Origin of the sequence: Vibrio ulleungensis, assembly GCF_016900875.1 — a bacterium.
Classification (GTDB): Bacteria; Pseudomonadota; Gammaproteobacteria; order Enterobacterales; family Vibrionaceae; genus Vibrio; species Vibrio ulleungensis.
In genome coordinates, this window is record NZ_JAFEUM010000006.1 from 96,647 (window position 1) to 110,461 (window position 13,815).

13 protein-coding genes are annotated in these 13,815 nt (G+C 47.1%); 8 read left to right on the plus strand and 5 right to left on the minus strand.

The annotated features are described in order from the left end of the window. Positions 1-9 precede the first annotated feature (9 nt). The 3 genes from ompR to JQC93_RS14705 form a co-directional block, all read right to left on the minus strand. Positions 10-729 (minus strand): osmolarity response regulator transcription factor OmpR, encoded by a 720-nt coding sequence (gene ompR / locus JQC93_RS14695; RefSeq protein WP_205159171.1) that lies wholly within the window; start codon positions 727-729, stop codon positions 10-12. A 258-nt stretch (positions 730-987) separates the two neighbouring features. After that, positions 988-1,473, minus strand: a complete 486-nt coding sequence (gene greB / locus JQC93_RS14700; protein ID WP_205159172.1) for a transcription elongation factor GreB — start codon at positions 1,471-1,473, stop codon at positions 988-990. Continuing rightward, complete coding sequence (locus tag JQC93_RS14705; protein ID WP_205159173.1) at positions 1,463-3,367, minus strand: putative ATP-dependent zinc protease; 1,905 nt, start codon at positions 3,365-3,367, stop codon at positions 1,463-1,465. Before JQC93_RS14705 ends, greB begins: the two co-directional genes overlap by 11 nt. Before the next feature lie 213 nt (positions 3,368-3,580). Between JQC93_RS14705 and JQC93_RS14710 the strand changes: the two genes are divergently transcribed. Continuing rightward, positions 3,581-5,905 (plus strand): Tex family protein, encoded by a 2,325-nt coding sequence (locus JQC93_RS14710; RefSeq protein WP_205159174.1) that lies wholly within the window; start codon positions 3,581-3,583, stop codon positions 5,903-5,905. A 127-nt stretch (positions 5,906-6,032) separates the two neighbouring features. Here JQC93_RS14710 and JQC93_RS14715 read toward each other — a convergent pair whose 3' ends face one another. Together JQC93_RS14715 and bioH are read right to left on the minus strand one after the other, a co-directional pair. Further along, positions 6,033-6,494 carry an ATP-dependent Lon protease gene (locus JQC93_RS14715; protein WP_205159175.1) on the minus strand — a complete coding sequence of 154 codons (462 nt, stop codon included), beginning with the start codon at positions 6,492-6,494 and terminating at the stop codon, positions 6,033-6,035. A 107-nt stretch (positions 6,495-6,601) separates the two neighbouring features. Beyond that, positions 6,602-7,396 (minus strand): pimeloyl-ACP methyl ester esterase BioH, encoded by a 795-nt coding sequence (gene bioH, locus JQC93_RS14720; RefSeq protein WP_205159176.1) that lies wholly within the window; start codon positions 7,394-7,396, stop codon positions 6,602-6,604. Between the two features lie 204 nt (positions 7,397-7,600). Here bioH and JQC93_RS14725 point away from each other — a divergent pair, with 204 nt between their 5' ends. The 7 genes from JQC93_RS14725 to rfaD all read left to right on the plus strand — a co-directional run bounded on the left by JQC93_RS14725 (position 7,601) and on the right by rfaD (position 13,738). Beyond that, positions 7,601-8,374, plus strand: coding sequence for a ComF family protein (locus JQC93_RS14725; RefSeq protein WP_205159177.1), 774 nt, complete (start codon positions 7,601-7,603; stop codon positions 8,372-8,374). Between the two features lie 104 nt (positions 8,375-8,478). Beyond that, positions 8,479-9,069 (plus strand): Fe-S biogenesis protein NfuA, encoded by a 591-nt coding sequence (gene nfuA, locus JQC93_RS14730; RefSeq protein WP_205159178.1) that lies wholly within the window; start codon positions 8,479-8,481, stop codon positions 9,067-9,069. A 346-nt stretch (positions 9,070-9,415) separates the two neighbouring features. Then, positions 9,416-9,847, plus strand: coding sequence for a hypothetical protein (locus tag JQC93_RS14735; protein ID WP_205159179.1), 432 nt, complete (start codon positions 9,416-9,418; stop codon positions 9,845-9,847). Beyond that, positions 9,844-11,190: an MBL fold metallo-hydrolase RNA specificity domain-containing protein gene (locus tag JQC93_RS14740; protein WP_236009579.1), complete on the plus strand. Its 1,347-nt coding sequence runs from the start codon at positions 9,844-9,846 to the stop codon at positions 11,188-11,190. Before JQC93_RS14735 ends, JQC93_RS14740 begins: the two co-directional genes overlap by 4 nt. Positions 11,191-11,339: 149 nt before the next feature. Continuing rightward, a complete protein-coding gene (coaD, locus tag JQC93_RS14745) occupies positions 11,340-11,813 on the plus strand; it encodes a pantetheine-phosphate adenylyltransferase (protein ID WP_205159180.1) in 474 nt (157 codons plus the stop codon). A gap of 60 nt (positions 11,814-11,873) precedes the next feature. Then, a complete protein-coding gene (locus JQC93_RS14750; RefSeq protein WP_205159181.1) occupies positions 11,874-12,701 on the plus strand; it encodes a glycosyltransferase family 2 protein in 828 nt (275 codons plus the stop codon). A 95-nt stretch (positions 12,702-12,796) separates the two neighbouring features. Then, positions 12,797-13,738, plus strand: coding sequence for an ADP-glyceromanno-heptose 6-epimerase (gene rfaD / locus JQC93_RS14755; protein ID WP_205159182.1), 942 nt, complete (start codon positions 12,797-12,799; stop codon positions 13,736-13,738). Positions 13,739-13,815 lie beyond the last annotated feature (77 nt).

Genomic DNA, 13,815 nt, shown 5'->3' on the forward strand with positions numbered 1-13,815 from the left:
AACAAGCTTCTACGCAGAGGTGCCATCAGGAACAAATACGTAGCCCAATCCCCACACGGTTTGAATGTAGCGTGGTTTACTTGGGTCTTCTTCAAGCATGCGGCGAAGTCGAGAAATTTGCACGTCGATGGAACGCTCGGTTGCCGAGTATTCACGGCCACGCGCTAGGTTCATTAGCTTGTCACGAGACATTGGATCGCGAGGATTGCTCACTAAAATCTTGAGGACAGCAAATTCACCGGAAGTGAGCGAAATACTCTCTTCACCTTTAAACATTTCCCGTGTTGCAAGGTTTAGGCGGAACTCACCAAACGTTACTTCTCTTTCTTCACTCGCAGGCGCGCCAGGAGCCTCTACTGGGTTTCTGCGTAAGACGGCACGTACGCGTGCAAGCAGTTCCCGAGGGTTAAATGGCTTAGGAAGATAGTCGTCAGCACCCACTTCCAAACCGACGATACGGTCAATTTCATCGCCTTTCGCGGTTAGCATAACGATAGGCAAAGGGTTGTTAGCACTGCGCAAGCGGCGGCAGATGGATAAACCGTCTTCACCAGGAAGCATTAGGTCTAAGACCATCAAATGGAAGGTTTCACGCTGCAGAAGACGATCCATCTGCTCAGCATTGGAGACACTACGTACTGAAAAACCTTGTTCGGTTAAGTAGCGCTCAAGCAGAGAACGTAAGCGTGAGTCGTCATCGACCACCAATATTTTATAGCTTTCTTGCATCTCAATGTTTCCCGTGCTGGCCACACTTCCTGGGAGCAGGTGTACTGGCCAACATTTACAGTTATTATTTTAAGAGCAATCCATTTGCAGTTGGGGGTCTACCATGACAAGTCGAAAATGCAGGTTACGACAATTTGATGTCGTGCAAGTTCACCCCCAAAATGTAACAAAAATTGCCTGTGTGTTTTTCGTTCAATTGTTAGCAAATGTTACTACAAGCTCTGACCCGCTACGCCATATCAGACCAGTATTGCACCATTATGACAGTGCGTTTTGATAACTTATCTTATTAATAAACCACATTTTTTCACCTTCAGGTGTTCGAACGGTGAATTCTTCATCAATTTGTTTCTTTAGCGCAGCTCTCGACATTGGAGAGTCGATCGAGATGTAACCTTTCGAGTCGCCATAGATTTCATCGGGGCCAACTATGCGAAATCGTAAGAATTCTCCCTCTTCGTTTTCTATCTCCACCCAAGCGCCAAAAAAAACTTTTCCATCCTGTTCTGGCGAGTGATCGACGACGGTCAAATCGGGCATTCGTTTTCGCAAATAGCGTATTCTGCGATCGATTTGCCTTAGCAGTCGTTTGTTGTATTGATAGTCCGCGTTTTCAGAGCGGTCACCTAAACTGGCGGCCCATTGAACCACTTTAGTGATTTCTGGGCGTCGTTCATGCCATAAAAAATCGTGCTCTTTTTGTAACTTTTCAAATCCCTCGCGGGTGATCAGGTTAGTCTTCATTCGTTGTCTTGATAAATTGTTTGTCACTGCTGACGATCACGCCGTGCTCAAGGAAGTTTTTGCCCAGGATCATGCTGTACTCAAAGCGCGAACGATCTTGCAGGTTAACTCTAATGGTTTCAGAAATATCCCCAAGCGAGACCTTCATTTCGACAACAGGACGCTCCTCTGGCTCTTCGCCTGCTTTGGCTCGAATGCGCATGACGTCCACAACCGCACGTTCAAAGGTTTGCTGTTGACCTTGTTGATTGTTGTAATCAAAGCGAACCATGTCTATTCCAGCCTCTTTGAAGCGTTCGATGTTGCTGGCGTTAATCGCGCTGACATCGGCACCGGTGTCGAGTTTTACTGGAAAGGTAAGATTCTCGATTGTGGCGTTTTCAATATAACCAGCGACGTAAATGGGCTCTGGAGAGAGTAGGTTACGGCTGCGTGCATTGACCAGTACACCATCACGCGATGCACTAGCGCCAAATGCGAGGTAGCTCTCTTCGCCTTCATCAGCTTTATCTAGTGCAAATTGAACCGGTCTTTCTTCACCATTTGCGCTGACAACCCCTTTCACTACCGGACGAGTACGGCTGCCCACTTTAATTTCTTTCACGATAGGTTTGGTCACTTGTTGTGGCGAACGAGTGCCGTTTGGCATCTTAAAGGTAATTTCATCCCCTTCTTTGCCTTTTTTGATTGAGTAGTCGTCGACAAATAGCACGGGAGTTATCACGGCTGTTGATGGGTACGCCATCACAGAATAACCATCCAGTTTTAAATGCTCTTCAGTGGAGACCACAATAGGTTCGTCGCGTTCCATCCATTGTTCAAAGGTTTTCGGTTCGCTCTTGAGTAGATTTTCTTTGCGGGTATGAACGACAAAGTGACGGCTCTGCGATTCCGTGCCTAAGCGCAACTGCGTGCTTAAAGACGAGCGATCACGCAAGTACACCAGAATGTGTGTATCGAACTCGCCTTTAGATACAGGCACGTACACTAAAGGACGCTTCACTCCACTCACCGAAAGCATGCGAATAAGCGGTAAGGTCAAATTGGTGCTTTTGTCATTAATACCGATAGTATCGAAACTAACAGTACCGGCTTGCTCATCGACGTTGATATTGGTCGCATGCATATTGCTGTAGCGGTTGACGAATGAGTAGCTAACGGCCAATTCAGACTCGCCAATGTTAAGGGTTTCTTTTTTACCCATAACAATCGCCTTTGGCTGCTCTTGTAGGTAGTCATAACCCGCAGCAACCCAAGCGTGTTGCTTAAGGAACGTTTTACCAATCAGTACGGGCGCAGAGAAGTGGCTTCGGTCGGTGAGGTTAACGTCAGTCGTCACTGTGGTGTCGGCAATACGCAGCGGAATGGAAATCACCGGTCGGTAAATTGGCGTGCTGCTAGTGCGGCTTCGGATCACACTGGTTCGCGCTAAAGGACGCTCTAGTTCCAGTTTTTCACCGGTTGTTGGATGGGTTAAATGAAATTTAACCACCCCTTGAATGTCGCGCTCTGGTGTATCGAAACTTTCAAGCCACCAGTTGCTGGCGGGGCCACCAAATTCGTCAACGATGGTTTGCATCAGCTCAACGTTTTTTAGGCCCTTGTATTTAGGGTTGGTACTGTAGACTTCAATATTGTCAGCGTGCATGGATGTGGTGTCAGCACCGGTGTCGATTTTGCCAATCAGTGGAAAGTCGCTCATCGCGTCAATACCACTGAGATAGACGCTTTCAAGACGCCCCAAGACAACTTTATCGTCGATATGATACGCAGGGTTTGCGGTCGAATAGCCACTCAAATCGCTTGAGTTAGCGGCAAGGACTGCGCTTGAAGTCACCCATTGAGCAGTCAGTAATGAAGCACACAGCAGCAAAGAGCGTGAATAAGTCGTCATATAACAATCCCTATTGAAAAGACTAACAGTAACAATGCATTGAGCAGCAAAGGTTAAATTTATGCTAATTCGTTGATTTAACCACTGCTTACACAGTCAGTCTAGCTAAAAAGCGAGCAAACGGTGCCATAAATCTAGGGATTCGCCCTAGAAAAAAGCGTTTTTGCCCCAATTGTTGAAGCTTAGGAACCCTACACGACAGCAGAGATTGCGATGACGACATCCCCTTCCACGACCATAGCTCAAACCATTGCGAGCGAATTGAGCGTTCGACTTCAACAAGTGAGCGCGGCCATTCAACTATTAGACGATGGCAACACCGTTCCTTTTGTGGCTCGTTATCGTAAAGAAGTCACTGGAGGGCTGGATGATACTCAGCTGCGTAATTTAGATAGCCGCCTTACTTATTTGCGTGAGCTTGAAGACCGTCGTCAGACCATTCTCAAGTCGATCAACGATCAAGGTAAATTGACGCCAGAGCTAGAAAAACAGATCACCGAAACGGACAGTAAAAACCGATTAGAAGATTTGTACCTACCCTACAAACCAAAACGCCGAACCAAAGGGCAGATTGCGATCGAAGCAGGGTTAGAGCCACTGGCAGAGCTTTTATGGGAACATCCAGAGCATCAACCCGAGGTTGAAGCCGTGCGATTCGTCAATGCCGATAAAGGGGTTGCGGATACCAAAGCGGCGCTAGATGGTGCGCGAGCAATCATTATGGAGCGCATTGCTGAGGATGCGTCGCTTATTGAAAAAGTTCGAGTATATTTGACCAAGCACGCCCAATTGCAAGCGCGAGTCATTGACGGGAAGCAGCAACAAGGCGAAAAGTTTAAGGACTACTTTGAACACAATGAGGTGATGAGCAAAGTGCCATCTCATCGTGCTCTTGCCATGTTGCGTGGGCGCAATGAAGGGATACTGTCCTTATCGATGAACGCCGATCCAGAGCAGGACGACTCGATTCGTTCTTCGTATTGCGAAACCATCATCGCAGAGCACTACAATTTGCACCTTAGCCAAGCGCCAGCCGACACTTGGCGTAAGCAAGTGATCAGTTGGGCATGGCGCATAAAAGTGTCGATGCACATGGAAACAGAGCTTATGGCAGGCATGAAAGAGCGCGCTGAAGAAGCCGCTATCGAAGTGTTTGCGACTAATCTTAAAGACTTATTAATGGCTGCACCTGCGGGTCCTCGCACAACACTAGCGTTGGACCCTGGGCTACGTACCGGATGTAAAGTTGCGGTAGTGGACGCGACAGGCAAGGTGTTGGCGACCGATACCATCTACCCACATCAGCCGCAAAAACAGTATCACCCTGCAATGCAAACGGTCGCCAGCTTGATCAAAGCGCACAACGTAGACTTGGTGGCCATAGGCAATGGTACCGCATCTCGAGAAAGTGATGCTTTTGTGGCGGATTTGATTAAGCAAACGGGCCTAAAAGTGCAAAAAATCATGGTTAGCGAAGCTGGAGCGTCCGTTTACTCGGCGTCTGAACTCGCGGCCAAAGAGTTTCCAAATATGGATGTCTCGCTGCGTGGCGCCGTGTCTATTGCTCGCCGTTTACAAGACCCTCTTGCAGAGCTGGTGAAAATTGATCCTAAATCCATAGGTGTGGGCCAGTACCAACACGACGTAAGTCAATCACAGCTGGCTAAACGTCTTGAGGCAGTGGTCGAAGATTGTGTTAACGCCGTAGGGGTTGACGTCAATACCGCATCGGCGGCTTTGCTGAGTCACGTTGCGGGGCTGTCGAGCACCATTGCTCAAAATATTGTTGATTACCGCGACAGCAATGGCCGATTCGAATCGCGCACCACGCTTAAAAAGGTGACTCGACTTGGGCCAAAAGCCTTTGAGCAGTGTGCTGGTTTCTTGCGAATTATGGATGGTAAAAACCCATTAGACGCGTCGTCGGTGCACCCAGAGGCCTACCCTGTAGTGAAGCAAATTGCCGAAAAGCAGCAACGAAAATTGGAAAAACTGATTGGCGATTCAGCGTTTTTGCACCAATTGCACGCTGCCGATTACATCAGTGACGAATTTGGTTTGCCAACGGTTACGGACATCATTAAAGAGTTGGATAAGCCAGGTCGAGACCCGCGTCCAGAATTCAAAACGGCAGAGTTTGCCGATGGCGTCGATAAGATCAGCGACCTCGAGCCTGGTATGGTGCTAGAAGGCGTGGTGTCCAACGTGGCTAACTTTGGCGCCTTTGTCGATATTGGTGTTCACCAAGATGGTTTGGTCCATATTTCGGCACTGAGCGATCGCTATGTTGCTGACCCTCGTGATGTCGTCAAAGCGGGTGATATAGTCAAAGTTAAGGTGATGGAAGTGGATGTTCAGCGTAAGCGCATTGGTTTGTCTATGCGTCTTAATGATGAGCCGGGTCAAGCAGCTAAATCCAATGCTAACAGCGAGCGACCAACTCATCAGAAAAACAAGCGGCAGTCTCAACGCGGCAATAATACGTCGTCTTCGCCAAACAGTGCGTTTGCTGACGCGTTTGCCCGAGCCAAAAAATAGTAAAACCTACCCACCGTTTCACGATGTTTGCCGAGCCAAAGATCACACGTCAAGTGTCTCGGCAACGCGTGAGCGGCTCTACGTCTCGCAATAGAGTGGGTCGCTAGTGTCTATTTAGTGTGTCGCATCAAGTCACCGCAATCGTATATGAAGGACTGTTTGGCAGCGCTGAGTGTCCATAGTGATAACGGATTACTGTGCGCCTTCGCGCCATCTTCCCTTCTTGCAAAGCCGCGTCTAACACCTTTTTAGGCAAACGGAATCGAATGGTGTACTCGGTATTTTTATTTTTCGTGTAGCTATCGAGCGATAGGAGTGCAAAAAGCCGTTCCAATTCATTTTGAGGCGGCTCTTCCCTCTCATCGGATTCGGCTTCTTCATCATAACCGGGGTGCTCAGCAGGATCCCAAGCACTTTGCTTGCGCCGCTTTTCATCTGCATCAATCGCTTTTTCGGCTTCTGACTTAGCCAGTCGATGCGTTTCTTCCACAGCAGGGCGGGATTTATTGTCTTTCGCCGCTTGTTCAGTTTGCACATTCACGCTAGGAGCAATAAGCGGCACACTGATGTTGTTTGCCGAGACAATCATTGTTTGCACACCTCCTAACTTGCTGTAAATGAAATGGCGCCTCACAAGGTAAGGCGTTGATGACTCACAAGCTGTTATCGACCATGGCGCGCAAACATTGAGCAGCTTTATCGATTTTTTTCTGTTGAGAACTGTTCGATGAGCATCTCGCAGAACAGTTCTGCTTCAGTGATAAAAGGGGCGTGTGATGATTGCTGAAACACATGACTGGTGGACGCGTGATGATCTTGGGTGGTGACATCTAAATCATTGGCCACCTTAACAGGAACTAATCCATCAAGTCGGCCGTACCATCTCGCAACTGGCATCGTCAGCGTAGGAATGACCTCTCGATAGTCAATATCGGCTAATAGGTCTAACCCTAATTGTAAAGCCTTTGGGGAAGGCGCTGGACGAGATAGTACCGCTTGCTTTAACTGCTTTGTATCTTTGCGGGCTGAATGGCTTCCCATTGCTTGCAGTGCCATAAAACGATCGACGGTTGTCGGGAGATCATCCAACAGCTGCTCGGTAAATGCGCTTAATACTTCAGGTTTGATCCCTCTCCATGGCCGAGCTTGAGCAAACTTTGGGGAACTCGCTACTGTCACGAGCTGTGTGACTCGATGAGGGTAATAATGAGCAACATGCGTAGCGATAAGCCCGCCTAGCGACCAACCTAACCAAATGGCTTGTTCAGGGGCGTCAATCAGAACGGAGTCGGCGATAGAGTCAATATTGTCACACGAAATTTGGTTGCTGTGCCCATAGCCTGGTAAGTCTGGAATGTGCAGTGTGAAATACGGGCTCAATACGTCTAAAAGCTGCTCCCAGACGGCGCCATTCATCCCCCATCCGTGCAATAACACTAAGTTGGGTCCTTGACCTTGTACGTGCCAATGTATCGACTGCTCAGTGGTCACAGTGTGGCTCCTTTCATACGAATTCCATACTTTTCAGTTCCTTTTGGGGAGTAGTCTATGGGGAAAAGTGGAGTTTGCATAGGGGAAGAGCTAGGAGCGAGGACGCTGCGCTGCGGGGGCGCTGCGCTTCGAGGGACGAGAGGCGAGTAGCTAGGAGCGAGGATGCTTCGCTGCGAGGGGATTTAGGGGGGGGGGGGTGCTGTAGTGGGTAGGTTGGTGGCGGGGATAAAAGCGATGCTTGGTGTTTTGGGCAATCAATGTCGTTGTTGTGAGCGGATGATCCCTGTTAAGGGGGAGTGTTTGTTGTGGTGCAGTGAATGTTTCTCTTTTTATGAGGACTCTAAGGCTCGGTGTTCATGCTGTGGATTGGTGTTTGGAGAAGATTCACTGACTTCACGTCCTGTCATGTGCGGAGAATGCCTCAACAAACCACCAAACTGGGATAAGCTTTATTGTGTTGGGGATTACGGTGGCGCGTTAAAAAGCGATTTGTACAAACTGAAGTACAAACATGACTATCACATTGCTAGAGAGTATGGCCAGTTGATGGTTCGCAGAGTAGGGGCACTCAAATCTTCTGAATTACCTACAGTATTAGTGGTGGTGCCAGTGCCTTGGCTGCGTTATTGGCGACGCGGTTATAACCAAAGTCAGCTACTAGCTCGGTCGGTTCGTGAGCACTTTGCTGTAAAAGGCGTCAATGTATCGATTGTGTGCCCATTTGGACGCCAGTATCGTTGGCGTGGTCATACTCGGTTAAATCGTAAGCAGCGTCTGAGTCATTCTCAGTCTGAATTTTACATAAAATCAACTCAAATTGAGCCACTTAGGCAGCACTCTCACGTCGCAATCGTCGACGATGTTGTGACAACGGGCGCAACAATCCAGCAACTTTCAAGCTTGCTCCTTGAAAATGGCGTATCGCGCATCGATATCTATTGTGTGGGCCGCACCGCCAAGCCAGCAAAATCGCGTTAACAAAAAACACGCCATTCCCCAACGTTAGTGCTAAAAAAAGAGTGGCAAGCTTGAGCGAGTGCAGTAAAATAGCAAAAACCGACAAAATTACTCAGGTATTCATCGTGTCTCATCCTATTACTATTTCAGACGCCGCACAGGCGCACTTTTCGAAGCTTTTAGAGCAGCAGCCTGAAGGCACAAACATCCGTGTGTTCGTCGTGAACCCTGGTACTCAAAATGCGGAGTGTGGTGTTTCCTATTGCCCACCGGAAGCGGTAGAGTCTACGGATACTGAATTTAAGTACGAGCAACTTGCAGCATTTGTTGACGAAGTGAGCCTTCCATTTTTGGAAGAGGCCGAGATTGACTACGTAACAGACAAAATGGGTTCTCAGCTTACTTTGAAAGCCCCTAACGCCAAAATGCGTAAAGTAGCCGATGATGCTCCGCTTCTTCAGCGTGTCGAGTACGTCATTCAAACTCAGGTTAACCCACAACTTGCCGGTCACGGTGGTCACCTAAGCCTTATCGAAATTACCGATGAAGGTGTGGCACTGGTTCAATTTGGCGGTGGGTGTAACGGCTGTTCTATGGTCGACGTAACCCTTAAAGATGGCATTGAAAAGCAGCTTATGGAAGAGTTCTCCGGTGAACTTACCGCTGTTCGTGATGCGACAGAACACGAAGCCGGCGAGCACTCTTACTACCAGTAAGCGTTCCAAGTCGCTAACCCCTTGGTACGTCCACACTCATAGTGTCGGCGTACCAACTGTGACATAAAAAATGTATCAGCACCGCGAACCTCACAGCGCAACCTCCTGATCTTTATTCTCGCCCCTCGCCCCTCGCTCCCCGCAGCGCAGCGTCCTCGCCTCCTCGCCCCTAATCACCCCCCAGCATTTCGCGATCATAATCACCAACCTATGAAACTTGACTCGTATTGAGTTGTACAAAACACCACATCATTCACAATTTCCTTTCCCTATACCGATCCTTGCCCGTGCGCCTGCTAGCGTTATTAACACCCATCTAGCAAAAGCACACTTACAAGGAGAGTTCATGATCAGTCGCTTCTTTTGCATTGACAAGCAGTCCGCCAATTTCCACAACAAAGTCGTTCTCTTTAGCCAAGGCATTAATATTCCGGGTGTTGCCAAAAAGTACATATCGATGTCGAGGACACTTAAAGAAACGGTGACCAAAGCCCGAGTGCTCGATATGGGGACGGCGTCTGATCAAGACAGGATTATTTCTCGGCATGAGATTAAACAGCAGGTCGCACAAATGATGACGGCAGTGTTAAACGCGCACAAAGAAGGGCAGTTTGATGAGGGGGAAACTCGTGAGCTTTGTACCCTGCTTATGCAAATTGATGGGATCGCAAATGAAGAAATTGACATGGTGCTCGACCCCGAAAAGTACAATATTTCAGAAGAAGCAAAGGTAGTGGCTAATCGTACATTTCGTTATAAAGAGAAAAGAGCACGTTGAAGTCGTCTCACCAACTGACCCCAGAAATCAATGTGATACACCATGGTGCAAAGCATGGGGTGACGGGCTCTTGCCATCAACTCAACTTGCCCGGCGGTTCGCTGTTAGTGGATTGCGGACGATTTCAGGGCCATGAAACAGGTGCACTGGATATTGATTTCGATGTGACCAAGATTAATGCACTCATCGTCACACACGCGCACATTGATCATGTTGGGCGCATCCCTTGGTTACTTGCTGCAGGCTATCGGGGGCCTATTTACTTAACTCATGCGAGTCAGCACTTGCTGCCGCTCATGCTTGATGATGCGCTGGATATTGAAGGGCTGGCAGCCAAAGCTCGCGAGAAGATACTCGCGACATTAACCATGCAAATGCAACCTTGTGATTATAAGCGGTGGGTACCCATCGAATGCGGTAAAGGCGTAACGGTTCGTTTTCAACCAGCAGGTCATATACTGGGCTCGGCATACGTTGAGATAAACGACAATGACAATACCCGCATTGTGTTTTCTGGTGATTTAGGGCCCAATCAAACACCGTTGCTACCTGATCCTCAATCACCAAATAGGGCTGATTTCCTATTTTTGGAATCGACCTACGGTAATCGTAAGCATCAGAGCATCGTTGACCGAAAAGCGCGATTAGCCAACATACTGCATGACGCCATCAAGAACCAAGGCACAGTAATCATTCCAGCGTTCAGTGTCGGGCGTACACAAGAGCTGCTGTACGATATTGAACAGCTGATCCATAGCCATGAGCTATCGAGCTCTCTGCCAATCATTGTAGACTCTCCTATGGCGATGAAAGTGACGGATTCTTATCGATTGTTTAAACGCCTATGGGGCAACGAAGCCAAACATAGAGTGAAATCTGGTCGACATCCACTGGCCTTTGAGCAGTGCATTACCATAGACAGTCATGAGCAGCATTTAGCAATCGTAAATCAGCTTGCCAGCACCGAGCAATCAGCCATCGTGGTTGCTGCCTCCGGAATGTGTACCGGTGGACGAGTGGTCAATTATTTAAAAGCGCTCCTTCCACTGGCAAGTACAGAAGTGCTGTTTTGTGGCTATCAAGCGAAAGGGACATTAGGTAGCGAACTCGTCGAAGCACCTAACAATGTACAAATTGATGATCAGTCAGTTCCAGTTAAAGCGTCAATATACACAATGTCCGGGTACTCCGCGCATGCCGATCAAGCTGATTTAGTTAGTTTTGTTAGGAGCATTAAGTCGTCGATTCAGCAAGTTCATCTAATCCATGGTGAGACAAAGGCAAAAAGGGGCTTAAAATCGCAGTTACAGGCGCTGGCCAACGTCCAACAAGTGATTGAGTAGCGCTGACCCGCCAGCTATTCAGTGAGAACAGTCTCAATTTACGCATCAAATTACGCTAAGCTAAATAAAGCAGTTGCCAAGCTTTCAATTCTGGCAATGATAGCCACTATGTAATGCATATGTGCATAGGTTTATCCTCAGGACTCACTATGAAAAAAGCCATCTACCCAGGCACTTTTGATCCAATCACGCTTGGCCACTTAGACTTGATCAAGCGCGCTGCAGAGATGTTTGACCATATTGTCATTGGCGTAGCCGCCAGCCCAAGTAAAAATACGTTGTTTAGCCTCGAGGAGCGAGTTGAGCTGATCAGCCAAGTCTGCGCTGAGCTAGACAATGTCAGTGTCCATGGCTTTAGTGGCTTGCTAGTCGATTTTGCCAAGCAGCAACAAGCCAATTTGTTAATTCGTGGGCTAAGAACCACCATGGATTTTGAATATGAATTTGGGTTAACAACCATGTATAGACGACTGATGCCAGAGCTAGAAAGCATCTTTCTAACCCCAGCTGAAGAGTACGCGTTTTTGTCATCGACATTAGTGCGCGAGGTCGCGATCCATGGTGGGGAAGTGGCGCAATTTGTACCCGAAGTCGTTAACCAACGACTTCAATGTAAAATCTAGCGTCAAAATGGGATATAATTTAGTGGTACAACGTCATGACAAGAACTAGCGAGCAACTCCATGAAAACTAAGAAAGTAAGCGTCATAACAGCGATATACAATCAGTTACCAATGAATAAGATTTTCTATGAGAATTTGGTTAAAAACACCTTTTATGACTTCGAATTAATCATCATTGATAATAATTCCAATGACGGTTCAAGGGAGTTTTTTAAGTCTTGTGATGTGATTGTTATTGAAAATGATGGCAACTACTCATACCCATTTTGTCAAAACCAAGGTATTGATGCCGCGAGCGGAGAGTATTTGTGCTTTCTCAACAATGACATCATCGTGAGTAAAGATTGGGACAAAAATTTAATAGAGAGCATGGAAGCTAACGAACTTGAAGTTGCGACGAGTTGTGGAATCGAAAGAATAGAAACGAAAGAGGCAACTAAAAAGATTAAACGCAAGTGGAAAGCGATTAAAAATCCGCTAAGTCTGTTTGGTTTCAACGATATCAATTTGAGATTGATGCACAAATTGATGTATGGCAACTGGGACCAATACACCCAAGCTCGAAAAACTGAATTTGATCGTCAAATTTTAGAAGGCTTTGTTGGTAACACCGTTGTCATTAAAGATTCAGCATTGGAAAAAATTGGACGGTGGGATGATAGGATCCAGGCAGCAGACTTTGACTTATTCCTAAGAACAAAAGAACGGCACCTGACGCATGGCGATATTAAACCCGTTCACATTGCGCTAGATACATTCAATCATCACTACATCCGCCTAACGGCCAAAATAAAGTACCCGCCATTTAAAGACAAAAACAATTTGATTTCTTTAGATGAAAAGTGGGGAAAAGAAACCCAAAGCAAGTATTTGCCAAGCGATGCGTAATTAGTGAATAGGTTCGTTTGCTGACCCCAGATCGCTACTTTTCATCAATTTAAATTGCTATACTGCGAGCAAAATATTCGCTAGAGAGAACTAACATGATCATAGTTACCGGTGGTGCTGGAATGATTGGCAGCAATATTGTCAAAGCACTCAACGAGCAAGGCATTCGCGATATTCTGGTTGTGGACAACCTTAAAAACGGTAAAAAGTTTAAAAATTTGGTTGATCTCGATATCGCTGACTACATGGATCGAGATGATTTTCTTGCACAGATCATGGCCGGTGACGACTTTGGTCCCGTAGATGCAGTGTTCCATGAAGGCGCATGTTCAGCCACCACAGAGTGGGATGGCAAATATATGATGCTGAACAATTACGAGTACTCGAAAGAGCTTTTGCATTACTGCCTTGAGCGAGATATCCCCTTCTTGTATGCCTCATCAGCTGCGACCTACGGCGACACCGATGTCTTCAAAGAAGAAAAACAGTACGAAGGTGCACTCAACGTTTATGGATACTCTAAACAGCAGTTTGATAACTATGTTCGTCGGATATGGCAAGATGCGCAAGAGCACGGCGAAACCGTAAGTCAGATTACAGGTTTTCGTTACTTTAACGTATATGGCCCAGGTGAAGACCATAAAGGGTCGATGGCATCAGTGGCGTTTCATCTCAACAACCAAATGTTGGCTGGAGAAAACCCGAAATTGTTTGAAGGCAGTGGCCACTTTAGACGTGACTTTGTGTATGTCGGTGACGTAGCAGCTGTTAATCTATGGTTTTTAAACGCAGGCAAATCAGGCATCTTTAACCTTGGAACAGGTAACGCAGAGTCATTTGAGGAAGTCGCTAAAGCTGTAGTGGTTCATCATGGTAAAGGAGAGGTCGAAACAATACCGTTTCCTGAACACCTTAAAGGCGCTTACCAAGAATATACTCAAGCGGATTTGACCAATTTACGAGCGGCTGGATGTGCTCATTCTTTTAAAACGGTATCTGAAGGTGTAGCAGAATACCTATCGTTCAAGAATAAATAATCCCGGCTAACCTTGTTTCCCCTAGTGTATATAGACACTGCTTTAGATTAAACGCAGTGTCTATCCTACCGTTGAAG